This is a genomic window from Nonomuraea sp. NPDC003804 (assembly GCF_040610675.1).
Classification (GTDB): Bacteria; Actinomycetota; Actinomycetes; order Streptosporangiales; family Streptosporangiaceae; genus Nonomuraea.
Window position 1 is genome coordinate 1 of sequence record NZ_JBEXMT010000037.1, and the last position, 24,470, is coordinate 24,470.

The following is a 24,470-nucleotide window of genomic DNA, read 5'->3' on the forward strand; positions in this document are numbered from 1 at the left end:
TCTTCCGCAACAAGGACGAGATCCTCGACGGCCTGGTGGCCCGCTACACCGTCGAGCGCGGCGAGTACTGGGCCGAGCGGCTGGCCGCCGTCACCCCTGAAGTGCCGCTGAAGGCCCTGGTGGCGGCGTTCGTCGACGAGAGCGTGGCCTTCAAGAGCCGCTCGCCCGCCTACTGGGCCCTGCTGTACGGCTCGGCCACGGGCGACCGGCTGGCGGCCGCCTCGCAACGGTTGCACGCGGCGATCGCCGAGCAGGTCGCCGCGCTGCTCCTGCGCCGCTCCCCCGGCCTCGACCCCGACCGGGCCCTGCTGATGGGCACGATGGCGGTCTCCATGGTCAAGGCCGTGGTCCCGCACCACTCGCCCGCGCTGACCGAGGAGCTGAAGGCGGCGCTGACCGGCTACTTGAGCAACGCCTGAGCGAAGGGCCCCGTCACCTCGAAGGTGTGGCCGTCGAGGCCGCCCGCGTCGCCCTTCCTGCCCCGCTGCGAGGAGAAGTAGAGCCGCCTGCCGTCGGGGGAGAAGGCGGGCCCGGTCAGCTCCGACCGGTCGTGGCCCGACAGCCGCAGGAACGGGGAGACCTCTCCCGAGCGGCCGACCAGGCTGATCTCCATGTTGCCGCCGTCCTCGGCGACGAACAGCTCGCCCGCCTCCGTGCCGGTGACGTTGTCGGCGCCCCGCACCCTCGACAGCGGCTCCAGGCTGCCCTTGACGGCGTCGTAGGCCCACACCTTGCCGTCGCCCTTGGTGGTGAAGTAGCAGACGCCGCCCATGTAGTGGCAGCCCTCACCGCCGTCGAAGTGCCTGGCGTCGTCGACCTGGTGGCGGGTGGCCCTGGTGAGCGCGGCCGGCGAGGGGACACGCCGCCAGGCGCCCGACGTGGTCAGCACCTCCAGCGTGCCCTCCGTCAGATCGCCCCAGTCGCGCGGCCTGAACCGGTAGAAGCACCCGTCCGGCTCGTCCTCGGTCAGGTAGACGACATGCCGGTCGGGGTCGCAGGCGGCGGCCTCGTGCTTGAAGCGGCCCATGGCCAGGCGGGGGCGGGCGGCGCGGGAGCCGTACGGGTCGCACTCGAAGACGCGGCCCCTGGTGATCTCCTCGCACGACAGCCAGGTGTTCCACGGGGTGGCGCCGCCGGCGCAGTTGAGGTCGGTGCCCGACAGGATGCGGTAGGCGTCGCGGACGGCGCCGTCAGGCCCGAACCGCAGCGCCGACGCGCCGCCGAGCAGCGGGATCTCGGAGTTGGACACGTAGATCCAGCCGTCGCCGTCGGGGAAGCAGGCACCGCCGTCCGGGGCGGCGTGCCACCTCAGGCCCGCCACCTTGCGCCCCGAACGGGCCACCACCCGGCCCGTGAAGCCCTTGGGGAGCGCCAGCCCGTCGGCGTTGGGCTTGCCGAGCGGCCCGTAGGGGCCGGCGGCGGCGTGGGCCTCCGGCGAGCCGAGCCACAGGGAGCCGACGACGACGGCGCCCGTGCGGAGCAGAGTTCTGCGCAACATGTGGGGCCCTCCCTGTCGGTTGCCACGCTAGGCCCAAGCCCGTGCCCAGTCGATCGGAATGACATGAATGGAAAGGGATCGCGCGGTCAAACTCTGCGCAAACCCTGCGCCACCGCCGATCCTGGGTCCCAGCATCCTGGACATGACACCCATGCGGCCGGCACCCCGGATCAAGGCCCGCAGGGCCCTGGTCTTCCTGGACGGTGAGCCCTCCCGCAGGTTCGCGCACGCCCTCCGGCAGTGCGCGTTCGGCGTGCGCACCTGCGGCCCTGAAACCCCCTTCCCCGACCTGGCGGCCTTCCTCCAGTCGGCAGAGCCCGGCGAGCTGCTGCTGGTCCGCTGGCCCGCCGGATCGGCGTGGGTGCCGAGCGCGTTCACGGGACTGATCGCCGAGTTCTCGCGGCGGCTCGGCGACTCCTGCGCGGCGGCGCTCCTGCTGGTGGTCGACTTCGGCTGGGTGCTGCACACCGGCCCCGAGCAGCCCGGCCACGCGCGGCTCAACGTGCCGGGCGACCCGCCCGTGGCCGCCGCCGCCCTGACGGCCGCGCTCGGCCGCGGCACCGAGCGGCCCGGCCCCGCCCCCTCCCTCACTGGGCTGCTGGCCGACGGCCTGCTGTCCCGGCGCGACGCGGTCACGGTCGCCGACCTGTACGGCATGGCGCAGCAAGCCTACGAGGAACGCGGCTCCGACCTGCGCGCGATCATGTTCGGCCACGGCGACATCGAGGACGTGACCGTCAGCGCGGGCCGTACCCCGGGAGAAGTGGCGCTGGCGCACACGGCGGCCATGCTGAGAGCGGTGGGCGAGCGGGAGGTGCCCGAATCGGCGGCCGAGATCGTCGCCCGCGTCCACGACCTGCACCTGAGCGAGGCCGCACGGCGGCTGCTGCCCGTGGCTTCGCTGCTCGGGCCCGCCGAGCAGCTGACGGCCGACCACGCCGCCCTGCTGGACGCCCGCGAAGGCCTGGACGAGCTGGTCCGCTGGGGCCTGGCCCCGGTTCCGCACCAGGCGGTACGCGAGTTCGGCGGATCGCTGCTGACGCTCGAGGAGGCCGACCGGCTGGCGTGGAACCTGCGGCGGCTGCGCGCGGGCCGCACCGCCGTACGGCCGAGAGCCCGCCTGACCCCGGACCGGTGGACGCTCGACGACCGGCTCGGGCACCGCGTCTACGCCGAGGCGATGGCCGCCTTCATCCGCCACTCCGACACCCAGCCGCCGCTGACGATCGGCGTGAAAGGGCCGTGGGGCGTCGGCAAGACCTCACTCATGCGGATGGTGCAGGAACTTCTCGACCCGGGAGCCAGCGGCGAGAACCCGGTCGGGCTGCGCGTGCCGCGCCGCGAGCGCGGCCAGGTGACCAACGCCGAGATCCTCGATCGGGTACGGCGGGCGGTCGCCCCGCGCGCCGGCCGGGCCGTACCGGAGGCCGGGGGCGACTGGCGGCCGACGGTCTGGTTCAACCCGTGGATGTACCAGGACGGCGAGCAGGTGTGGGCCGGTCTCGCCCACGAGATCATCACGCAGGTCACCCGGCGCCTGCCGCCCGCCGAGCGGGAACGCTTCTGGCTGGAGCTGAACCTCACCCGGGTCGACAGGGAGTCCGTCCGCCGCCAGGCCTACCGGCTGGCCCTCACCAGGCTCGCGCCCGTCGGGATCGCGCTGGCCGGCACGCTGCTGCTGTCCGGCGCGGCGCTGGCGGCCGAACAGCTGCTGCCGTGGCTGAAGGGCGCGGCCGCCGCGATCGGCTCGTCGGGCGCCCTGGCCTCGATGATCACCGGGACGCTGCGGATGGCCAGGTTCTTCGGCGAGGCGGCGAGCGGCAGCTTCAGCGACCTGATGCGCCCGGCCGACCCGCTCGGTCTCGCCGGCGAGCACGGCTACCGCGGCAAGGCAGGCTTCCTGCACCTGGTGCAGACCGACATGCGCAACGTGCTGGACCTGGTGGCCACCCCCGAACGCCCGCTGGTGGTGTTCGTCGACGACCTCGACCGCTGCTCCGCCGGCACGGTCGCGCACGTCATCGAGGCGATCAACCTGTTCCTGGCGGGCGAGTTCCCCAACTGCGTCTTCGTACTGGCGATGGAGCCCGACGTGGTGGCCGCGCACGTCGAGAACGCCTACCGGGGGCTGCGGCTGCCCGAAGGCGTCGGCTGGCGGTTCCTGGAGAAGATCGTGCAGCTGCCGCTGAGCGTGCCGCAGCTCGACGAGGACCGCCTGCCCCACTACCTGCGCGGCCTGCTCGGCCTGCAGGCCGACGACGCGCCGCCGTCCGCCGAACCCGTACGGGAGGAGGAGATCGACAAGGTGGAGGCCGCCATCAGGCGTCTGTCGCCCACGTCGGCGACGCTGGAGCACAGCGTCCGCCACGCGCAGCACGCCCTCGGCGCCCGCCCCGAAGAGGTACGGCGGGCCGCCGATCGCGTCTTCGGCGACCTCTACAGCGACGAGAACGCCTTCCACGCCATCGGGGGCACCCTCCCGTGGCTCGACCTGCGCAACCCGCGCGAGGTGAAGCGGTACCTCAACGTGTTCCGCTTCTACTCGTTCGTCAGCTACCGGCGGCAGCTGGCCGGGGCGCCCCGCACGCCCGACGCGGCGGTGGCCAAGCTGGCCGCCCTCACGGTGGGGTGGCCGCACCTGCTGTCGGCGCTGACCAGGGAGGCGCACCCGGGCGCGACCGTGCTCGACCGGCTGGAAGGTGCGGCGCTGCGGGGCGACGGCGACGCGTGGCTGCGGGCGCTGGTGGAGGCCGAGGTGGCCACCCACGGGACGGAGGAGGGGCTGCGCCTGCTGCTGGCCACCCGCCCCCCGATCGCCACGCTGGCCGCCTTCTTCCTGTAGCCCTCCGCCCTTCCTGCGGCCTCCGCCCGGGGCCGTCGCCCGGCGCGGCGCAGGGCCGTGCGCGTGCCGTTCGGGTGCCGTGTCCGGCGTAGGGCCGTGACGTCAGCGCTGGGCCTGGAACATCCAGTGCTGCTTCTCGACGTCCTGCGTGACGGCGATCAGCAGGTCCTGCGTCACGGGGTCCGGCTCGTCGGTGGCGGCGACCCGCTCCCGCATCCGCCGGATGACGCCTTCGAGGATGTCGGTGAAGGTCGCGACGACCTTGCCGTCCTCGATCCAGCCGTGTTCCGGCTGCGGCAGCTTCGTCGACGCCGCGATCGTGGCCGAGCGCCCGTCGGGGTTGATCCCCAGCGCGACGGCTCGCTCCGCGACGGTGTCGGCGTGCTCACGCGCGACCGTCACCAGCTCGTCCAGCTGCAGGTGCAGCGGACGGAAGTGGGGACCGATCACGTTCCAGTGGGCCTGCTTGCCCACCAGAGACAGATCGATCAGGTCGACCAGCGCCCCCTGCAGTGCCTCCGCGACAACCTTGCGCGCGTCGCCCGACAGCGGTCCGGTGATCGTAGCCATGAGGTTTCCTCTCGTCGCTCGACAATCTGGTCTCCCCCGTAACAACCCCGGCCACCAGCCGAATCTTCCCCATCTTGACACTGCAACGATGACAGTGTCATTGTTGCATCATGAGCGAGACCTGGACGATCAGCGAGCTGGCGGAGCGCGCCGCCGAGCACCTGCGCGCCTCGGGCCAGCAGGTCAACGGCCGGGTGCGCGAGGTGCCGAGCGAGCGGCTGATCCGGTGGTATGCCACGATCGGGCTCCTCGACCCGCCGCTCACCAGGCGCGGCAGGGTGGCCCTCTACGGGCGGCGGCACCTGCTGCAACTGGTGGCGATCAAGCGGATGCAGGCCGACGGATCGTCCATCGCCGAGATCCAGGTCGCTCTCGCGGGCGCCACCGACACGATGCTCGCCCGGGCCGCCCACCTCACCCCGCCCACCGAGAGCTCTCCCCCGCACCCCCCGCCCGTCCCCGCCGAGCCGTCTACCCAGGAGCGCACAGTCGTTCCCCCGCCGGTCCCGGCCGCGCCTGCCCAGGCCGCCCCCGCCGCACCGGGGCCGACTCCCCCGCAGCCTCATGCCCCTCCTTCGGCGTCCGCTCCACCGAACGCCCCCCGACCGCCCGCGACCGCTGCGCTCCGTCCCGAAGCCACCCCCGGCCCTGCGCCACACCAGGCGCCACCCCGCGACCCTTCACGGGTCCCCGCACCGACCCACGACCTCGCTCCACGCCGGGACCAGGTCCCTGCCGCCGGCGCCGGGCCCGACGCGTCTCTCACCGCCGACCCAGCGCCGCCGTCATGGCCCCCGGCGGTTCCCGGCGGGTCGTCCCCCAGCCCGCCGTCGCCGTCCGCCCCCGCCGCGGGACCCGGATCCGCCTGGCCGCCCGACGGAGGGTCCTGGATGGCTCCGGCCCCGCTCCTCGGCGCTCCGGGCGGCCCCGACACCGTGTGGCCGGGTGAAGGCGCACGGCCGAGGTTCTGGGCGCGCCGGCCCCAGCACGGCCCGCGGTCATGGCCCGTCCACGGCGTACGGCTGGCCGAGGGCGTGACGCTGCTCATCGACGGCGCCGGCCGTACCCCCTCAGAAGCCGACATCGAGGCAGTCCTCGCCGCCGCCGGACCGCTTCTCGCGGTGCTCGAAGAGCGCCGCCTCCACGAAGGGAGCGCGACATGAAGATCATCTCGCTGGACCCGACAGAGTGCCTGCCGCTCCCCGAGGCCGGCATGGGCGCGCTGCGGACCGAGCGCGGCAACCTCCCGCTGGAGAGCGTCGACGTCGTCGCGCGCATCAGCGGGCTGATCGCGGGCGTGGAGGTGGCCCAGGGCTTCCGCAACCCGTTCGACGTGACGTTGGAGGCCACATACGTCTTCCCGCTGCCGGACAGGGCGGCCGTGACCGCGTTCACGATGGAGGCCGACGGCCGGGTGATCGAGGGGGTGCTCAAGGAGCGCGGCCAGGCAAGAGCCGACTACGACAGGGCGCTCAGCGAGGGCAGGCGGGCCGCACTCGCCGAGGAGGACAGGCCCGACGTCTTCACGATCACGGTGGGCAACATCCTGCCGGGCGAGCGCGTCACCGTGCGCCTCACGCTGAGCCAGCCGCTGCCGTACGAGGACGGTGCAGCCACCTTCCGCTTCCCCCTCGTGGTCGCGCCCCGTTACATCCCCGGCGCGCCCGTCGACGGCGCCCCCGCGGGCGGCGGCGTGGCCCCCGACACCGACGCCGTTCCCGACGCCTCCCGCGTCACCCCGCCCGTGCTGCTGCCGGGCTTCCCCCATCCGGTACGGCTGTCGCTGCGCGCCGACGTCGATCCGGCGGGCCTCGAACTGCGCGAGCTGGCCTCGAGCCTGCACGTCGTCCAGCGCGAGGGCACGACCGTCGAGGTACGCCCCGGCGAGCGCCTCGACCGCGACTTCATCCTGCGCCTGGGTTTCGACGCCTCGACGGCGCTGCTGCTCGACGGCGAGGGCACCTTCGACCTGACCGTGCTGCCGCCCGCGCTCCAGGAGCGGCGTACCCCCCGCGACGTGGTGTTGCTGCTCGACCGCTCGGGCAGCATGACCGGCTGGAAGATGGTGGCGGCCCGGCGCGCCGCCGCCCGCATCGTCGACACGCTGACCGGCGACGACAGGTTCGCGGTGCTGACGTTCGACTCGGTGGTGGAGCCGGCGTTCGAGGGGCTGCGGGCGGCCTCCGACCGCAACCGCTACCGCGCGGTCGAACACCTGTCGAGGGTCGACGCACGCGGCGGCACCGAACTGCTCGCCCCGCTCCGGCAGGCCATCACCCTGCTCGCCCAGCCCTGGACGGCCGGCACGCATTTCGCCCAGGACGGCGTCGCTGCCCCGCCTGGCGGGCCCGTCGGCGAGCCCGCCACCGTGCCGGGCGAGCCGGTCGAGGACGGGCCTCGCGACCGGATCGTCGTGCTGGTCACCGACGGCCAGGTCGGCAACGAGGACCAGATCCTGGAGCAGACGGGAGGCGCCCTGTCGGCCATGCGCGTGCACGTCGTCGGCATCGACAGGGCCGTCAACGCGGGCTTCCTCGGCAGGCTCGCCAGCCTCGGCGCCGGCCGCTGTGAGCTGGTCGAGTCGGAGGACCGCCTCGACGCCGCCATGGACCACATCCACCGCAGGATCGGCGCCCCGCTGGTCACCGACCTGTCGTTGAAGGGCCTCGACGTCGAGACCGGCACCGTCACCCACCTGGGCGCGATCTTCCCCGGCGTCCCGCTGACCGTGTCGGGACGCTACCGCGACGGCTCCTCCGTCACCGTCCACGGTCTCGCGGGCGGCGCGCCGTGGGAGCAGACCGTTCCCGGCGCCGTGGTAGACAATCCCGCCATCCGCGCCGTCTGGGCCCGCGCGCACCTGCGCGACCTGGAGGACCGCTACGCCATGGGCGAGCACGACCTGGAGTCCAGGATCGTGGAGACCTCCCTCACCTACGGCGTGCTGTGCCGCTTCACCGCATACGTCGCCGTCGACACCCGCCAGGTCACCGACGGCGCCCCCGAACACCACGTGATCCAGCCCGTCGAACCGCCCAGCGGGTGGGAGTCACCCATGGCGCCACCCGCCGCGTCCGGCATGATGTTCATCGCGATGGCGGCCGCCGCTCCCGTCACCCCGCCCAGGCCGGCCGCCCCCAGGCCGGCCGCCCCCAGGCGTACCGGCTCGCCGGTCACCCGGGGCCTGCCCCAGCCCGGCGCTGCGGCCTCCGGCGGCTTCTCGGGCGATTTCGGCGCGGCCCACGTCGCGGAGTCCGCGCCTGGACCGGCAGCACCAGCAGGACCGTCAGACACCGGACAGCACGGCAGCTTTGGTGGATCCGGAGGACCCGGAGGGCCCGGCGGAGCTGGAGGGCCCGGCGGAGCTGGAGAGCCCGGGGCTGGAGAGCCTGCTGGATCTGGAGGGTCCGGTGTCTCCGGTTTGCCCGGCGGAAGCGGCGACCGCGGTGGACCCGGCGGGTCCGGCGGGGTGCGCTGGTTGCCTGAGGGACCCTCGCGCGAAGCGAGCGAGGACGCGGCACGCGTCACGCGTGGCAGGCCGTCCCGCGGGCTCAGCGCCAGGCTCGGCCGCGGGAAGGCCACCCCGCCGCGTCCGGCGGCCGGGCAGTCACTCGACCTGGTCACACCGCAACTGGTGGCCGAACTCGACCGGCTGAAGACGGTCCTCGTCGACCGCCGGCTCTACCTGGCCGACCTGGGCAGCAGGCTGGCCGCCCTCGCCGCCCATCTCGGCGGTCATGCCGAGCTGTCGGCACTGGCCACCGAACTCGAAGCGGCCGAACACCCCGGCGCCGACACGGACGCGCTGTGGGCACGCGCGGTGGAGGTCCTCACCCTGCTGGTGGGCGAGTCCTCCACCGACTCCGCCACCCGCCGGTCCCGCCCGTTCTGGAAACGAGGAGGCTGAGGACAGGTCCGGCGTTCGGAGACAGGATGGAGGGTCCGACAGCCCATGGCCGCGTGGATTCACCGCCGCGCGGCCTCCATCCAGCAGTCCAGTGACCCGGCGGCGGAGGGCAATGCCCTGTCGTCAGCGTGTCCGCCCCTGGGTCCCGCCGTCATCTCTCACCCTCCGGGGCTCACCCGTGGCCCGTCACCCCGTCCTCGGCGCGCGGTGTCACGGGCCGCGGCCGCCACGTTCCTCGGCATCCGGCCGAAGATCAGCCCGTGGAAGGGGAGGATCGTCCACCAGTAGAGGTGCCCGAGCAGACCGTGGGGATGGAAGACGGCTCGCTGGTAGTAGACGGTGCGCCCGTTCTCGAGGCGCTGGCTCAGCTCGAGCCAGGCCAGTCCGGGCAACCGCATCTCGGCGCGCAGCCGTAGCAGGTGTCCGTGTTCGATCTCCTCGACCCGCCAGAAGTCGATGGAGTCGCCGACCCGGAGCCGCAGCGGGTCGCGGCGGCCTCGGCGCAGGCCCACCCCGCCGACCAGCCGGTCGAGGACGCCGCGGATCTTCCATGCGACGGGGAGGGAGTACCAGCCGTTCTCGCCACCGATGCCCTCGATGACCCCCCACAGCTCTTCGGGGGCGGCGCTGACGACCGCGCTGCGCTGGTCGATGTAGAGGCTGCCGCCCGCCCAGTCCGGGTCGGTGGGCAGGGGGTCGCTCGGCGCGCCCGGTACGGCCGCCGAGGACCATCGGGTCGCCACGTCGACTTCCTTGATCTTCTGGAGCGCGAGTGAGACGGCCAGGTCGAAGCGGATCAGGCCGTCCGGCGGGTCGCCGACGTACCGGGCGATGTCGTGCTCGCGGCACACGGCCTGGGTGCGCAGCGACTCCACCAGGGGGCGGGCGATCGAGGCGGGGACCGGCGTGACGAGCCCAACCCACAGGCTCGACAGCCTGGGTGTCAGCAGCGGCACGGGGATGATCAGTCGCGGTGGCAGGCCGGCCACGGCCGCGTAGCGGTTCATCATCTCGGCGTAGGTCAGCACGTCGGGCCCGCCGATGTCGAAGTCCCCGTTGACCTCCTCGTCGATCGCCGCCCACGCCACGAGGTAGCGCAGCACGTCCCGGACGGCGATGGGCTGGGTACTGCTGCGCACCCAGCGCGGCGTCGTCATCACCGGCAGCCGCTCGGTCAGGTACCGCAGCATCTCGAAGGAGGCCGACCCGGACCCGATGATCACCGCGGCGCGGAGGACCACGGTCGGCACCCCGGACGACAGGAAGATCTCGCCGACCTCGGCGCGGGAGCTCATGTGCGTCGAGACGGCCCGGCCCTCGCCCGGCTCCGGTGTGAGGCCGCCGAGGTAGACGATCCGCCGGACCCCGGCACGCCGCGCCGCGGCGGCGAACGTGCGCGCCGCCTGCCGGTCGGCGGCGGCGAAGTCCCGGCCGCCGCTCATGGAGTGGATGAGGTAGTAGGCGACGTCGATGCCGCGCAGGGCGTCGGCGGTCCGGCCGAGGTCGCGCGCGTCGGCCTCGACGATCTCGGTTCGTCCTGCCCAGGGCAGGTCGCGCAGCCGTCCCGCCGAGCGCACCATGCAGCGCACGTCGTGCCCGGCGGCGAGCAGTTCGGGTACGAGCCGTCCGCCGATGTACCCGCTCGCCCCGGTCACCAGACATCGAGCCATACAGCACGCTTGCCCCGCAGAACGGCGGGCTCGTCACGCTTTGACCTTTCTTGACAGCTCAATGGAATTGTCATGCTTTGCCGTTTCTTGGGCCGCCTGTCGCCTCCGGGCCACCGGAACGCCCGAATACCGGGCTGACGACACAATCCCAGACAAGGAAGCACCATGACACGCATCTTCCTTTTTCCGGCGGCCCTGACCCTGGCCGCCACCATGGCGGTCAGCACGATGGCCACCGCCATGTCCGGGGCGGCCGAGGAGCCGTTCGGTCCCGCGTGCTCGGCCGTACCCGACTCGGGCACCGGCAGCTTCAGCGCGATGGCCGAGCAGCCCGTGGCGACGGCGGCGTCCACCACCCCCGCGCTGTCCACGCTGACCGCCGCCGTGGCGAAGGCCGGGCTCGTGGACACGCTCAACTCCGCCAAGGACATCACCCTGTTCGCGCCGACGAACGCCGCCTTCGCCGCGATCCCGAAACAGACGCGGGATCGCGTACTGGCCGACAAGGAGATGCTCACCAAGGTCCTCGCCTATCACGTGGTCAAGGGTGAGCAGACGCCCACCGACCTGGCCGACGCCACACTCACCACTCTCGAGGGCGGCCGGCTGACCACCTCGGGCTCGGGAGAGAGCTATCGGGTGAATGACGCCAAGGTGGTCTGCGGCGACGTTCGCACGACCAACGCGACCGTGTACGTCATCGACAGGGTCCTCATGCCCGAGTAACCGGCACGGCGGCTCGGGCCTCCACCGTCCGCCAGACCGGGCGAGGGCCCACCGTGCGCCAGAGCGGGCGGGGGTTCTCACCGTCGCGAGTTCGGGAGGCCCGGCATCTCCACGGGGTCGGGGTGCATCACCCACTCTTGCGTCGAGTACCGCAGGCAAGCGAGGCGCCATCCGATGACGGTCACGGAAGGGAGGGAAGGCACACGGGAAGCGGGCGGAGGCGCACGTGAGGAGCGAGTGGAGACGCACGCGGTAGTGGGGGGCGGCCGACCCCCATGGCGAGCGGGCAGGGCGGGAGTCTTCCTGCCGCCGGGGCAGGAATTTCTCGGGGCCGCATGCGGGCGCGAGCCTCCACGGGTGGGCTCGCACCGACCACATCCGGACGAACGAGCGCGGGAGGCGCCCGTCCTACGGGAAGAACGCCCAGGCAGCAGCGCATAAGGTGATGGTGTGAGCACACTTGTCCTGGATGGCGGTCTTGCCACCCACCTCGAAGCCCTGGGTGCCGACCTGAGCGACGACCTGTGGTCGGCCCGGCTGTTGGTGGAGGATCCCGCCCTGATCCGCCGCGTCCACGCCGACTACTTCGCCGCCGGCGCGCAGGTGGCCACGACCGCCAGCTACCAGGCCTCCGTCCCCGGCTTCGTCAAGCGGGGGATGTCCGAGCGCGAGGCCGCCGACCTGATCGCCCTGTCCGTCGAGCTCGCCGTCCAGGCCAGAGACGAGGCGGGCGGCGGTCTGGTCGCGGCGAGCGTCGGCCCCTACGGCGCGTACCTGGCCAACGGCGCGGAGTACACCGGTGACTACGACCTCGACGAGGACGGCCTGGTCGCCTGGCACCGTCCGAGGTGGGAGATCCTGGCGGGTTCGGGCGCTGACCTGCTGGCCTGTGAGACCATCCCGTCGTTCGCGGAGGCCAAGGCGATCGGCCGCCTCCTCAAGGAGACGCCCGAGGCGAAGGCCTGGCTCGCCTTCTCCTGCCGCGACGACAAGCATCTCAACGACGGCACCCCGATCAGGCTCGCCGCGGCCCTGTTCGCCGACAGCCCGCAGGTGGTGGCGGTCGGCGTGAACTGCACCTCGCCGGCCCACATCCCGGGCCTGATCCGCCAGCTGGCCGGGTTCACGATCGTCGTCTACCCGAACTCGGGCGAGACGTGGGACGCGGACAACCGGCGCTGGCTGGGGACCGCCGACCCGGCCGAGTTCGGCGAGGCCGCCAGGGAGTGGAAGGAGCTGGGCGCCGCTCTCATCGGGGGCTGCTGCCGTACGACGCCTGAGCACGTGCGGCGGGTGCGCGAAGCCACCGCAGAGTGAGCAGCGCCCCGGCGAGGACGACGGCCGCGATCACGAGGTAGCCCGCCGACATGCCGTGGGTGGCCAGGGCGGTGCCCATGACGGCGACGCCGACGGCGCTGCCGAGTTCCCTGGCGGCGCTGGTCAGGCCGGAGCCGAGGCCGGCGCGTTCGGGCGGCAGCGCGGCCACGGCGGCGTGCGAGAGCGGCGGCAGGCTGAGCCCCATGCCGGCGCCCATGAGCGTGGGCCCGACGGCGTAGACCAGGTACGGCGTGCCGGCGCCCGCGAACGACAGCGTCACCAGCCCGGCCACGACCAGCGCGAGCCCGGACGGCACCGCGACGCGCGGGTCGAAGCGCGCCGACAGCCGGGACAGCACGATCATCGGGATGGTGAGGGGCAGGATCGCCAGGCCGGTGAGCAGCGGCGACAGGCCCATGACGTCCTGTAGGTAGCGGGCGTTGACGAAGAACAGCGCGAACAGCCCGAAGAACAGCACGGCGACGCCGAGCGTGCCCGCGCGCAGTGCCGGCCTGGCGAACAGGCGGGGGTCGAGCAGCGGCCCCGCCGTACGGAACTGGTGGGCGACGAATCCCGCGAGGAGCGCGGCGGCGACGGCGAAGGCGCCGAGCACGGGGGCGCTGAGCCAGCCGTGCGAGGGTCCTTCGATGACGCCGAACAGCAGCGCGACGGATCCGGCGATCAGCAGCGCGGCGCCGGGCAGGTCGAGGTCGGCGTGGTGGCGGGGCAGCCGGGGCGCGAGCCTGGCGGTGAGCAGGGCGAGCAGCCCGGCGATCGGGACGGGGATGAGGAACAGCGCCTGCCACGGCAGGTACTGCATGACCAGCCCGCCGCCCAGGTTGCCGAGCACGCCGGCGATGCCGGTGGCGGCGGTCCAGGTGGCGATGGCCTTGCCGCGTTCCTCGGGCGGGTGGACGCCCACGGTCAGCGAGAGCGAGGCGGGCATGACGAGGGCCGCGCCGGCGCCGCTGAGCGCGCGGGCGGCGATGAGCACGCCCGTGGTGGGGGCGAGCGCGGCGGCCAGGCTGCCGAGCGCGAACACGCCGAGGCCGGTGAGCAGCACGCCCTTGCGGCCGTAGCGGTCGCCCGCGGCGCCCGCGGGGATGAGCAGGCAGGCGAAGACGATGACGTAGGCGTCGACGATCCAGACCAGCTGTGACGGGCTGGGGTGGAGCGGGCCGGCGGCCAGCGTGGGGATCGCCAGGTTGACCGCGGCGACCAGCGAGACCGCCAGGGTGACGGAGGCCGCCATGACGGCAAGGATCCGTGATCTTTCGGGCATGCCGAAAAGCCCTCGATTCAGGTGGGGAAGGGGAGACAGACCTCACCGTAGGATCGAGGTGACTTGACTTCAAATGCATCTTTGGCAAGGTGTCCATGCGTCAGACGCAACCATCGCTCGACCTGCTCATCGCCCTCGACGCGCTCCTCGAGGAGGGCAGCGTCTCGGGCGCCGCGCTGCGCCTGCACCTGTCCGAGCCCGCGATGAGCCGCACGCTGGGCCGCATCCGCCGGGCGATGGGCGATCCCGTCCTGGTGCGGTCGGGACGGGGCATGGTGCCGACGCCGCGCGCGCTGGCCGTACAGGCGGAGGTGCGCTCGCTGGTGGAGGCCGCCCGCCGGGTGTTCGCCTCCCCCGCCGCGCCCGACCTGGCCACGCTGACTCGTGACTTCGCGATCCTGGCCTCCGACGCGGTCATCGCCGCGATCGCCGCCCCGCTGCTCGCCGTCACGGTACGGCAGGCGCCCGGCGTCACCCTGCGGTTCGTCCCGGAGGGCCATACCGACACCAGGGCGCTGCGGGACGGCCTGGCCGACCTGGAGGTGACGGTCATCCACGACCCCGCCCCCGAGACGCGGGTCGAACCGCTGGCCACCGACCGCCCGGTCGGCCTGGTGCGCGCCGGGCACCCGCTGCTCGACGGGCCGGTCACGGCCGAGCGCTACGCCGCGGCCGACCACCTTCTCGTCTCGCGCAGGGGACGCACGTCGGGGCCGATCGACCGGGCGCTGGCCGAGCTGGGCCTGCGGCGCAGGGTGGTGGCCACGGTGCCCGCCTTCACCCAGTCGCTGATCGTGCTGCGCGACTCGGACCTGGTGGGCATGGTGGGCAGCTGGCAGGCCCCCGCGGCGGTGGCCGCGCTGGGCCTGGTGACGTTCGAGATCCCGCTGGAGCTGCCCGCGATGGAGATCTCGCAGGCCTGGCATCCGCGCCACGACGCCGACGCGGCGCACGCGTGGCTGCGCGCCACGGTCAGGCGGGTGTTCGAGGACAGCGGGCGGCGCCTGGTGGCCGAGGAGGGTTAGGCGCGTGCCGCCCTGGCGGCGCGCTCCATCTCGACCTTGGCGCTGGCGGCGTACTTGTCGACGTACTCCTGGCCCGACAGCTCCATCAGCGCGTACATGATCTCGTCGGTGACCGCGCGAAGCACCAGGCGGTCGTCCTCCATGCCGTAGTAGCGGGAGAAGTCGAGCGGCTTGCCGAAGCGCACGCCCGGCCTGATGCCGAGCTTGGGCAGCGGCCGTCCCGGCGGCATCATCTCGAAGGTGTTGACCATGGCCCAGGGGATGACCGGGGCCCGCGACTCCAGCGCCAGCCTGGCCACGCCGGTCTTGCCCTTGTAGAGGCGGCCGTCGGGCGAGCGGGTGCCCTCGGGGTAGATGCCGAGCACGCTGCCCTCGGCGAGGATCCGCTTGCCGGTGCGCAGCGCCGCCTCGCTGGCCTTGCCGCCCGAACGGTCGATCGGCACGGTGCCAACGCCGCTGAAGAACAGCCGGGTGAAGAAGCCCTTGACGCCGCGGCCGGTGAAGTAGTCGGATTTGCCGAGCGAGATCACCTTGCGCGGCAGGTGGAGGGCGCCGAAGAAATGGTCGGCGAAGGACAGGTGGTTGCCCGCGAGGATGACGGGCCCCTGACGCGGCACGTTGTCGAGGCCCTCGGCCCACGGCCGGAAGATCAGATGCAGGAACGGCGCCAAGATGGCCTTGACCACCCAATAGAACACCTGGCCACCTCTCCCTCGGAACAGTCGGTAATCATCTTCGCATCTCGGTGGCCAAGCTCCTACACCACCACTCGCGCAACTCCCCCATATCATGCGACGATCGGGCAAATCGGGGATCAATTACCGACGAAATTGTGCAGGGATGATTTCCCGGCGAGGAGCGGTTATGCCGGTCATGCCAGGCGCGGAGCCGTACCACCACGAGGCCGGACAGGTGGGTGTCCTGCTGTGTCACGGCTTCACCGGCACACCACAGTCGTTGCGGCCCTGGGGCGAGTACCTGGCGGCGCACGGCCTCACCGTGGCCCTGCCGCGGCTGCCCGGGCACGGGACCACCTGGCAGGAGATGAGCCACACCCGCTGGGAGGACTGGTTCGCCGAGCTGGAGAAGGCCTTCGAGGACCTGCAGGGCAGGTGCGCGGAGGTGTTCGTGGCCGGGCTCTCGCTGGGCGGCTGCATGGCGTTAAGGCTGGCGGAGGTGCACGGTCCTGGCGTCAAGGGCGTGATCGTGGTCAACCCGTCGATCGCCAACGACGTGCCGCTGCTGCGTCTCGCGCCGCTGCTGAAGTGGTTCATCGCGTCGGTTCCCGGAGTGGCGGGCGACATCAAGAAGCCGGGAGCGGCCGAGCTGGCCTACACGCGCACACCGGTCAAGGCGGCGGCGTCGCTGCCGTGGCTGTGGTCGCTCGTGCAGGCCGACCTGGCGACGCTCGAGGCGCCGGTGCTGGTCTTCCACAGCCCCGAGGACCACGTGGTCAAACCGACGAGCGTGGCGATCCTGCGCGAGCGGGTCGCCGGAGTGACGGTGGAGGAGCTCCCCGATAGCTACCATGTTGCGACCCTCGACAACGATGCCGACAAGATCTTTGCCGGGAGCCTGGACTTCATCAGGACACATGCCTCGGTACCCTTGCAGAGAGACTGATCGCCACCGGGGGACAAGTGCGATCTTCGTGAAGGATGTGACGTGACGCCGCAGAGTGACGAGGACGAGGTCTGGCGTCAGATCGTCGCGTCCTACAACGAGCCGGACTCGGCCGAGCAGCCGTGGCCCGACAGCGAGAACCTGTCCCCCGCCGATCACGAGCCCGAGCCCACCCGCAGGGTGATCAAGGCCTCCGAGCCGGACGACGACCAGACGCCCCTGGAGGAGGCCGACGACGAGGGCCACTTCGTGCCCGAGCCGCCCCCTCCGCTGCCCAAGATCGACCTGGCCACCAAGCTCGCGTGGGTGGCCCTGTTCGGCGGCCCCGCCTACCTGCTGGTGGCGGCCATGAGCGGCTGGGACATGCAGGGGTGGGCGCTGTTCACCGCGGTGGCCGCCTTCATCGGCGGCTTCGTGGCGCTCGTGGTGCGCATGGGCGACGGCCCGCCCAACGACTCCGGCTGGGACGACGGCGCGGTCGTCTGACCGCCGGGAGCACGCGCCGCGGCGGTCGCGGTCAGCGGTCCGCCGAGCGCGCGAAGGACTCCACGATGTCGGTGTAGCGTTCGGCCGCGTCGACGACGTGGCCGACGGCCCAGACGGCGCCCTTGCCCGGCAGGTAGGTCACCGCCTGCAGCCTGACGCTGCCCCTGATCTTCTCGGGGCCGCCGCGGATGACCTCCCACCGCTTCTTCTCCCTGCGCAGCAGGTACGCCTCGTCGTCGTGGTCGGGGTCGTAGCCGGAGACCCAGAAGCGGCCCTTGCCGTCCCCGGTGACGCCGTACAGCCTGGCGCGTGACTCCGGCAGGTCGGCGCGGCTCCAGCGCTTGCCGTTCCAGACCAGCGCGAGCGGCTCGGACACGCCCAGCTCGCCGTAGACGCCGCCCACCGCCACCGCCCGCTTGGCGCTGTCGACGTAGACGTCGCGCAGATAGCCGCCGGGGACGGAGGGCAGCGGCATCCGGGTCCACTTGCCCTCGGCGTAGCGCATGATCAGCGGCGCCTTGCCGGTGTCGCCGACGGCGAAGGTGCCGGCGACCGCGTAGAGGGTGCCGTCCTCCTCGCTCTGGTGCAGCGTCCACCTGCCGTCCTGCCCGGTCAGCAGCAGCGCCTTGCCGTCGCGGCTGCCTGCGGCGACGACCCGGCCCGCGCGGGCGTCGATGCCGCCGAACCAGTCGCCCGCCCGCACGCCGGGCACCCTGACCCTGTCGAAGCCGCCGGCGTCACCCCTGCCCAGGTACGGCAGGCCGTCGTGGCCGTCGCCCACCGTCCAGACCTGGCCGGCGGAGACGGCCGACACGCTGCGCAGTTGCCCCGTGCCCGTCGTGTCGCGGATGGGCACCTCGCTCCACGTCTTGCCGTTCCACCGGCTGATGGAGCCGCGGTTCTCCCACACGTCCCAGATCTGCTGCTGGCCGACCGCCCACACCTCGGTCGCGGAGACCGCGTCCACGTCGGTCAGCGTGCTGTCGGCCCGCAGGTGCACGCTCGTCGAGCGCTGCCACGCCTCGATCGGCGTGCTGGCGGGCTCGGCGTGCGCGGCGCCCACGACGGGCAGTCCGGAGACGATGGTTGCCACGCACAGGAACAGCGCACGCCGCCGAAGGCGACGGGTCATGAGCAAATGGTACGGCCAGCGGCGCCGCGTCGCGGCCTAGGTCCGCACAAGCCTGGCGGCCACCGGCAGATGGTCGGTGGCCGCCATGAGGTCGGCGGGATCGGCGTCGACGCCACCGCACCAGGCGACCTCCAGGCCCTGAGCGGCGAAGATCGCGTCGATGCGCTTGCCGGGGCGCCTGGCCGTGAAGGTGAAACCATTACCTCGCGGCGCCCTCGGATAGCAGTCGCTCAGCCTGGCCGCGATGTAGCGCCAGGTGGCCTTGTCGTCCTGCTCGTTGATGTCGCCCGCGAGGACGATCGCGGCGCCGAACCTGGCCGCGACCTGCTCGATCATGGTGACGGCCTCCGTGGCGTGGTGGAGCCTGGCCGCCTCGTCGAGGTCGAGGTGGATCGAGCCGACGGCGAAACGCGCGCCCTCCACCTCGACGACGGCGATGGCGACGGCTCTGATCTCCAAGCCTAAGAAGATCTTTAACACGTGGCTCTCGGTGTGCAGCAGCCGTACCCCGGGAGCGATGAGGATGGCCACCCCGCCGAGCCTGCCGCCCGCGGCGACGCGCAACCCCGCCGACTCGGCCAGTTCCGCGCGCCGGCGCCGCCAGCACAACAGCCGCGGCGCCTCCTGCACGCACAGCACGTCAGGACTCATCGCCTTGATGACCCTGGCAAGCGCGGCGACGTCATCCTTCATGCCGCGCACGTTGTAGGTGCCGACCGTGATGGTCACCCCGTGAATTTACCTCCTGCGGGCCAGATCCGCAGCGCCCACGAGCCCGGCCGACGCGCCGAGCCGGGCGAGCTTGATCTCGGCGACGGGCCGGTGGCCCTTGCCGGTCAGCGCGCGGGCGAACGTCTCGCGTGTCCTGTCGATGAACAGGTCGGCCGCCCGCGACACGCCGCCGCCGACGATGAAGAGCCCGGGGTCGAGCACGGCCGCGAGGTCGGCCATGCCCTGCGCCAGCCAGTCGGCCATGCTGGCGAAGGCGGCCAGCGAGGCCTCGTCACCCTGCCGGGCGGCCTCGGTGATCTCCTCGCCCTCGATCGTGTCGCCTACCATGCCGAGCAGGATCGAGGCCCGCTCCGGCTGGTTGGCGACGATCTCGCGGGTCTCGCGGACGAGCGCGTTGCCGCTGGCGTACTGCTCCCAGCAGCCGAGGTTGCCGCACCCGCAGAGCCTGCCCTCGGGCACCACCTGCATGTGGCCGAGCTCGGCGCCCATGCCCCACCGGCCGCGGTAGAGCTGGCCGTCGATGACGATGCCGCCGCCGATGCCGGTGCCGACGGTGACGCACACGATGTGGCTCTCGCCCCTGCCCGCGCCGAAGCGGGCCTCGCCCCACGCCATGGCGTTGGCGTCGTTCTCCACGACGACGGGCAGGCCGACGAGCTCGGTGATCTTCTTCTGGAGCGGCTCCTCGCGCCAGGCCAGGTTCGGCGCGAAGCGGACGATGGAGCGGGTCTCGTCGACGAAGCCCGCCGCGCCCACGCCGACCGCCTCGATCTCCTTGCCCTTCGACAGCTCCTTGACCACGTCGGCGACCGTCACGGCGAGCAGGTCGGGCCGGTCTGCCGCGGTGGGCCGCAAGGCGTTGTCGATGATGGTGCCGTTCTCGTCCACCACGCCCGCGGCGACCTTCGTCCCGCCGATGTCCACGCCGATCGTCAGCATGTCCGTCCCAACCTTTCCTCCGGAGCTCCTCAGCCCAGGTCGATGTGCTCCACGTCGTCGCGTCGCTCCTCATGGGGCCTGCGGGCGGTGCTCGGACGGCTCAGCGCGTCGACGGCCTGGCGGAAGGCGGCGAACAGCTCGCCACCGGCGGCCATCAGATGCCCTGTCACGTCCGACCCCGACTCCCGCTGCGCGGCGATGGCCCGGCAGAACGGGCACGCGCGGCAGATGTACTCGCCCTCGGGGTGTTCGGCGACCGCCTCACCCCACACGTCCCTGTCCCGGCTGCCGCCGCCGGTGAACGAGTTGATCACCGTCTTGCCGACCTGGCGGGTGGCTCGCCCCTGCAGCGCGTCGAACAGCTTGCGCGCTTCCTCGGCGACCGTGCCGATGGGATCTCTGTCGTTGCTCTCAGTCATCTCGCCCTCCTGCCAGGAACCGTACCCGCAGGCGGCCGTCGCGGAGCACGGCGCCGCCGATCTTCCTGCGCGCCAGCGCGGCGGGCAGCGCCAGGATCCTCCGGTACGGCCCGGCCGTGACGATCAGCTCGTCGCCCTTGCGGGCCAGGTCGATCTCGCTCCTGTCGGCTCCCGGCAGGGCGAGGGACAGCTCGTCGCCGTCGAAGGCGAGCGGCGGTTCGACGCCGGGATCGGCGAACGGATCGCTGCCGGCGTAAACGGCCGCGCCCACCTCGGCCAGCGCGTCGGCGCCGACGGGCTCGCCCGGCAGGTAAGGGACGACGTGGACGGGCAGCGGGGCGAACGACTCCTCGGCCTCCGCCAGGAGCTTCGACTGGGCGATCACCCACTGGGTGCGCCACTCGTCGGCGTCCTCGGCGGGGAAGACGCGGTTGGCGATCACCGCGTCGACGCGGTAGCCGTACAGGTTGAGCGAGGTGAGGGTGCGCCTGGCCTCGGCCAGCACCACCGACTCGGGCGTCAGCACGAGGCGGACGGAGGCGGAGGGGCCGGTGAGCAGCCCGCGCACGTCCATGAGGCTGCGGTGCAGGCGCTCGGCCGCGCCGACGACCTCGTCGCCGGGGGTGCTGACGTGGGCGAGGCCGCGCACGAACGGCGCGACGACCTTCATCAGCCTGCGTCCGACGGGCAGCAGCCGCGAGACGTGCCAGTCGAGCGCCTCGGGCAGGGACAGCAGGCGCAGCGTCTCGGCGGTCGGCGCGCAGTCGACGACGATGACGTCCCAGCGTCCCGACCGGGCCTGCTCGCGCAGCTCGAGCAGCGCGATGACCTCCTCGGCGCCCGGCAGGACGGTGATCTCCTCGGCGGTGATCTCGTCGAGGCCGAGCTCGGTGAACAGGCCCCTGGCGTAGTCCTGCAGCTCTCCCCAGTGGCGTTCGAGCGACTTCTGGGTGTCGACCTGGTGGAGGTGCAGGCCGGGCTCGATCTCCACCGGCTGGTCGGCCACGGTGACGGCGAGCGCGTCGGCCAGCGAGTGGGCGGTGTCGGTGGAGACGACCAGGGTCTTCAGCCCGCGCCGCGCGGCGAGCGCCGCGGTGGCCGCGGCCACCGTCGTCTTGCCGACGCCGCCCTTACCGGTGAAGAGCAGGACTCTCATCGGCCCTCGACACGCCTCTTCAGACCCTTGAGCGCCGTGTCGACGATGACCTTCTCCGCCTTGCGCTTGATCATGCCGATCATCGGGACCTTCAGGTCGACCGCGAGATCGTAGGTCACCTCGGTGCCACTGCCCCGATCGGCGAGGGTGTAACTCCCCCTCAGCTCGCGCACCATCGTGCCGGACTCGACGACCCGCCAGCTGACGCTGTCGTCGTCGTTCCACTCGTAGCCGAGGGTGTAGGTGTCGCTGATCACCCCCGCGTCGAGCACGAAGCGCACGGTCTGCGGACGTCCGTCGCCGTCCGTGGTCAGGACCTCGGCAGACTTCACCTGACCCGCCCATTCGGGGTAGGCGGGGAAGTCGGCGACGACGGTCATCACGCTGGAGCGGTCGGCGTCGATGGTGATGCTCGACGTGGTGCGGTCAGCCATGCGACCAAGGTACCGGTCAGGTCACCATTCGAGGACGTAAGGGACGCCGTTTCCACGGAAGTGGCCGACGTTCACGCATTCGGTCCTGCCGATCCTGGTGCGCGCGTAGAGCGGCTGGTGCACGTGCCCGAACAGCGCGTAGCGCGGCTGGGTGCGCCTGATCGCCTCCAGCGTCGCCTCGCTGCCCCTCTCGTAGCGCCTGGCCACCACGTCGTAGAGCAGCTCGGGCACTGCGGGCGGGATGTGGCAGCACAGGACGTCCACCTCGCCGACCGCGGCCACCTTGGCGGCGAACTCCTCGTCGCTGATCTCGTACGGCGTGCGGTAGGGCGTGCGCAGCCCTCCCCCGACGAAGCCGAACGTGAGCCCGCCGATCTCCACGGTCTGCCCGTCGAGCACGGTCAGCCCAGGCCTGAGGTAGTCGCCCCACAGCCGGGGCAGGTCGACGTTGCCGTAGGTCAGGTAGGCAGGCGTCGGCATGGCCGCGAACAGCCGCGCGTACTGGTCCCTGACGATCCGCTCGATGTGATCGCGCGGATCGCCGTCGAGGCTCGCCCACAGCCGTCCTGACAGCTGCCTGGCCTCGTCGAACCGCTTGGCGGTGCGCAGCGCGATGAACTCGGCGGCCATCTCCGCGCCGAACAGCTCGGGGAAGATGCCCTGGGCGTGGTCGGCGTAGTCGATGAAGAGGATCAGGTCGCCCAGGCAGATCAGGGCGTCGGCGCCGTCGCCCGCGCGGGCCAGCGCGTCGACGCTTCCGTGGACATCGCTCACGACATGCACCCGCATACGGGACACCCTAGTGGCGCCCCTTCGCGGCTGGTGCGGCACTGCGCCCAACGGCTGCTAGCGTGATGAACGCCCTTGATAACGCCTGTGTGACGAGGCTACCCACGCGTAACTTAACGCGGTAGCGTCCTCGGTCGTCCCAGAAGCGTGCACCCGGAGGAGTGATCCGTGCGCGAGTACAGCGTCCCCGTCCTGGTGGATGTTCCGCTAACCGCCAACTGCACCGACACGGTCTTCAGGCGCGGCGAGCAGGAGCCTGGGGCGGTCGTGATGCGCAGGAAGGCCGGCGAGAGCTGGCCGGCCGTCACCGCAGGCGAGTTCCGTGACGAGGTCGCCGCGCTGGCCAAGGGCCTCATCGCCGCGGGCGTCGAGCCCGGCGACCGCATCGCGCTGATGTCGCGCACCCGGTACGAGTGGACCGTCATCGACTACGCCATCTGGGCGGCCGGCGCGGTCAGCGTGCCCGTGTACGAGACCTCCGCCACCGACCAGGTCGCGTGGATCCTGTCCGACAGCGGCGCCAAGGCCGCCTTCGTCGAGCTCGACGCCCACGAGGAGACGGTCAAGGCGGCCCAGCCGGCGCTGGAGAACGTCTGGCGGGTGACGGAGATCGGCGACCTGGCCGGTCCCGGCGTCTCCGACGAGGAGCTGGAGGCGCGCCGTACCTCCCGGCAGGGCGGCGACCTGGCGACGATCATCTACACCTCCGGCACCACGGGCAGGCCGAAGGGCTGCCGGCTCACCCACGACAACCTGCTGTTCACCTCGATCAACGTGGCCAGGGGGCCGCTGGAGCCGCTCTTCGACGTGCCGGGCCGGGCGGCGCTGCTGTTCCTGCCGCTGGCGCACGTCTTCGCCAGGGTGATCCAGATCGTGCTCGTCGAGACCGGCACCGTGCTGGCCCACACGCCGAACATGAAGAACGTCGCGCCCGACCTGGCGGCCTTCCAGCCGACGTTCCTGCTCGGCGTGCCCAGGGTGTTCGAGAAGGTCTACAACGGCGCCGAGCAGAAGGCCATCGCGAGCGGCAAGGGCAGGATCTTCGCCCGCGCCGCCGACGTCGCCATCGCCTACAGCAAGGCCCGGTCCGCCGGCGGCGCGCCGCTCGGCCTGCGCCTGCGGCACCTGCTGTTCGACAAGCTGGTGTACGGCAAGCTCCGCCAGGCCACGGGCGGCCGGCTGTCGGCGGCCGTCTCCGGCGGCGGCGCGCTCGGCGAGCGGCTCGGTCACTTCTTCACCGGCGTCGGCATCGAGGTCTTCGAGGGGTACGGCCTGACCGAGACGACCGCGCCCGTCTCGGTCAACATGCCCGGCGCCAACAAGATCGGCACTGTGGGCAAGCCGATCCCGGGCGCCAGTGTCAGGATCGACGAGGACGGCGAGATCCTCACCAAGGGCCGCCACGTCTTCCACGGCTACTGGAACAACGACGAGGCCACCGCGGCGGCGGTCGACGCCGACGGCTGGTACCACACCGGCGACGTCGGGGAGCTCGACGGCGACGGGTACCTGCGCATCACCGGGCGCAAGAAGGAGATCCTGGTCACGGCCGCGGGCAAGAACATCGCGCCCGCGCCGCTCGAGGACGCCATCAGGTCGCACCCGCTGATCTCCCAGGCGATGGTCGTCGGCGACGGCAGGCCGTTCGCCGCCGCCCTCGTCACGCTCGACCCCGAGGCGCTGGCGCGGCGCGGGCTGCCGGCCGGGCAGGCCGGGCAGGACGCCGCGGTGCTGGCGGAGGTGCAGTCGGCGGTCGACGCGGCCAACAGGAGCGTGTCGCGGGCGGAGCAGATCAAGAAGTTCGTCATCCTGGACGCGGACCTGACCGAGGAGAGCGGGCACCTGACGCCGACGCTCAAGGTCAAGCGGAACCTGGTGATGAAGGACTTCGCCGCCGAGATCGACGGCCTGTACGCCTAGCGA

At 72.3% G+C, this 24,470-nt stretch carries 21 protein-coding genes and 1 pseudogene; 10 read left to right on the top strand and 12 right to left on the bottom strand.

Annotation, left to right across the window (positions count from 1 at the left end; translation table 11 throughout):
* Positions 1–419 (top strand): annotated as a pseudogene (locus ABZX22_RS37575) (TetR/AcrR family transcriptional regulator); the annotation flags it as partial.
* Here ABZX22_RS37575 and ABZX22_RS37580 read toward each other — a convergent pair.
* Positions 401–1,498 (bottom strand): alkaline phosphatase PhoX, encoded by a 1,098-nt coding sequence (locus ABZX22_RS37580; RefSeq protein ID WP_354919311.1) that lies wholly within the window; start codon positions 1,496–1,498, stop codon positions 401–403. The pseudogene ABZX22_RS37575 and the gene ABZX22_RS37580 sit on opposite strands and share 19 nt — an antisense overlap.
* Before the next feature lie 142 nt (positions 1,499–1,640).
* Here ABZX22_RS37580 and ABZX22_RS37585 point away from each other — a divergent pair, with 142 nt between their 5' ends.
* Positions 1,641–4,340, top strand: coding sequence for a P-loop NTPase fold protein (locus ABZX22_RS37585; RefSeq protein WP_354919313.1), 2,700 nt, complete (start codon positions 1,641–1,643; stop codon positions 4,338–4,340).
* A gap of 102 nt (positions 4,341–4,442) precedes the next feature.
* On the opposite strand, the gene ABZX22_RS37590 is transcribed toward ABZX22_RS37585, so the two are convergent.
* Positions 4,443–4,910 carry a DNA starvation/stationary phase protection protein gene (locus ABZX22_RS37590; protein WP_354919314.1) on the bottom strand — a complete coding sequence of 156 codons (468 nt, stop codon included), beginning with the start codon at positions 4,908–4,910 and terminating at the stop codon, positions 4,443–4,445.
* 110 nt (positions 4,911–5,020) lie between these two features.
* Here ABZX22_RS37590 and ABZX22_RS37595 point away from each other — a divergent pair, with 110 nt between their 5' ends.
* Together ABZX22_RS37595 and ABZX22_RS37600 are read left to right on the top strand one after the other, a co-directional pair.
* Positions 5,021–6,073 (top strand): MerR family transcriptional regulator, encoded by a 1,053-nt coding sequence (locus tag ABZX22_RS37595; RefSeq protein ID WP_354919317.1) that lies wholly within the window; start codon positions 5,021–5,023, stop codon positions 6,071–6,073.
* Positions 6,070–8,817, top strand: coding sequence for a VIT domain-containing protein (locus ABZX22_RS37600; RefSeq protein ID WP_354919320.1), 2,748 nt, complete (start codon positions 6,070–6,072; stop codon positions 8,815–8,817). The genes ABZX22_RS37595 and ABZX22_RS37600 overlap by 4 nt, the downstream gene beginning before the upstream one ends.
* A 158-nt stretch (positions 8,818–8,975) precedes the next feature.
* Here the strand turns inward: ABZX22_RS37600 and ABZX22_RS37605 are convergent, their stop codons facing one another.
* A complete protein-coding gene (locus ABZX22_RS37605; RefSeq protein WP_354919323.1) occupies positions 8,976–10,487 on the bottom strand; it encodes an SDR family oxidoreductase in 1,512 nt (503 codons plus the stop codon).
* Positions 10,488–10,700: 213 nt separating this feature from the next.
* On the opposite strand from ABZX22_RS37605, the gene ABZX22_RS37610 reads away from it, so the two are divergent.
* Both ABZX22_RS37610 and mmuM read left to right on the top strand, forming a co-directional pair.
* Positions 10,701–11,213, top strand: coding sequence for a fasciclin domain-containing protein (locus tag ABZX22_RS37610; RefSeq protein ID WP_354919565.1), 513 nt, complete (start codon positions 10,701–10,703; stop codon positions 11,211–11,213).
* Between the two features lie 450 nt (positions 11,214–11,663).
* Positions 11,664–12,530, top strand: coding sequence for a homocysteine S-methyltransferase (gene mmuM, locus ABZX22_RS37615; RefSeq protein ID WP_354919326.1), 867 nt, complete (start codon positions 11,664–11,666; stop codon positions 12,528–12,530).
* Here mmuM and ABZX22_RS37620 read toward each other — a convergent pair.
* Entirely contained in the window at positions 12,463–13,782 is a 1,320-nt protein-coding gene (locus tag ABZX22_RS37620) for an MFS transporter (RefSeq protein WP_354919329.1), read from the bottom strand. The genes mmuM and ABZX22_RS37620 overlap by 68 nt on opposite strands.
* Positions 13,783–13,907: 125 nt before the next feature.
* Here ABZX22_RS37620 and ABZX22_RS37625 point away from each other — a divergent pair, with 125 nt between their 5' ends.
* Positions 13,908–14,837 carry a LysR family transcriptional regulator gene (locus ABZX22_RS37625; protein ID WP_354919568.1) on the top strand — a complete coding sequence of 310 codons (930 nt, stop codon included), beginning with the start codon at positions 13,908–13,910 and terminating at the stop codon, positions 14,835–14,837.
* Here ABZX22_RS37625 and ABZX22_RS37630 read toward each other — a convergent pair.
* Positions 14,834–15,535: a lysophospholipid acyltransferase family protein gene (locus ABZX22_RS37630; protein WP_354919331.1), complete on the bottom strand. Its 702-nt coding sequence runs from the start codon at positions 15,533–15,535 to the stop codon at positions 14,834–14,836. The genes ABZX22_RS37625 and ABZX22_RS37630 overlap by 4 nt on opposite strands.
* A 166-nt stretch (positions 15,536–15,701) precedes the next feature.
* Here ABZX22_RS37630 and ABZX22_RS37635 point away from each other — a divergent pair, with 166 nt between their 5' ends.
* Positions 15,702–16,460 (top strand): alpha/beta fold hydrolase, encoded by a 759-nt coding sequence (locus ABZX22_RS37635; RefSeq protein ID WP_354919334.1) that lies wholly within the window; start codon positions 15,702–15,704, stop codon positions 16,458–16,460.
* A gap of 42 nt (positions 16,461–16,502) precedes the next feature.
* Positions 16,503–16,946 carry a hypothetical protein gene (locus ABZX22_RS37640; RefSeq protein ID WP_354919337.1) on the top strand — a complete coding sequence of 148 codons (444 nt, stop codon included), beginning with the start codon at positions 16,503–16,505 and terminating at the stop codon, positions 16,944–16,946.
* A 31-nt stretch (positions 16,947–16,977) separates the two neighbouring features.
* On the opposite strand, the gene ABZX22_RS37645 is transcribed toward ABZX22_RS37640, so the two are convergent.
* From ABZX22_RS37645 to ABZX22_RS37675, 7 genes are read right to left on the bottom strand one after another with little or no spacing between them, the layout of a single operon-like run.
* The gene (locus ABZX22_RS37645) at positions 16,978–18,078 is read right to left on the bottom strand and encodes a hypothetical protein (protein ID WP_354919340.1); all 1,101 of its coding nucleotides are present in this window, start codon (positions 18,076–18,078) and stop codon (positions 16,978–16,980) included.
* A gap of 36 nt (positions 18,079–18,114) precedes the next feature.
* Positions 18,115–18,807 carry an endonuclease/exonuclease/phosphatase family protein gene (locus ABZX22_RS37650; protein WP_354919343.1) on the bottom strand — a complete coding sequence of 231 codons (693 nt, stop codon included), beginning with the start codon at positions 18,805–18,807 and terminating at the stop codon, positions 18,115–18,117.
* Positions 18,808–18,816: 9 nt separating this feature from the next.
* Positions 18,817–19,749, bottom strand: coding sequence for an ROK family glucokinase (locus ABZX22_RS37655; RefSeq protein WP_354919346.1), 933 nt, complete (start codon positions 19,747–19,749; stop codon positions 18,817–18,819).
* 29 nt (positions 19,750–19,778) lie between these two features.
* On the bottom strand, positions 19,779–20,168 hold the full coding sequence (locus ABZX22_RS37660; RefSeq protein ID WP_354919349.1) for a DUF5304 family protein: 390 nt from the start codon (positions 20,166–20,168) through the stop codon (positions 19,779–19,781).
* On the bottom strand, positions 20,161–21,324 hold the full coding sequence (locus ABZX22_RS37665; protein ID WP_354919352.1) for an ArsA family ATPase: 1,164 nt from the start codon (positions 21,322–21,324) through the stop codon (positions 20,161–20,163). The genes ABZX22_RS37660 and ABZX22_RS37665 overlap by 8 nt, the downstream gene beginning before the upstream one ends.
* Positions 21,321–21,758 carry an SRPBCC family protein gene (locus ABZX22_RS37670; RefSeq protein ID WP_354919355.1) on the bottom strand — a complete coding sequence of 146 codons (438 nt, stop codon included), beginning with the start codon at positions 21,756–21,758 and terminating at the stop codon, positions 21,321–21,323. Before ABZX22_RS37670 ends, ABZX22_RS37665 begins: the two co-directional genes overlap by 4 nt.
* Before the next feature lie 21 nt (positions 21,759–21,779).
* Entirely contained in the window at positions 21,780–22,547 is a 768-nt protein-coding gene (locus ABZX22_RS37675; RefSeq protein WP_354919357.1) for a metallophosphoesterase, read from the bottom strand.
* A 168-nt stretch (positions 22,548–22,715) separates the two neighbouring features.
* Here ABZX22_RS37675 and ABZX22_RS37680 point away from each other — a divergent pair, with 168 nt between their 5' ends.
* On the top strand, positions 22,716–24,467 hold the full coding sequence (locus ABZX22_RS37680; protein WP_354919360.1) for an AMP-dependent synthetase/ligase: 1,752 nt from the start codon (positions 22,716–22,718) through the stop codon (positions 24,465–24,467).
* Positions 24,468–24,470 lie beyond the last annotated feature (3 nt).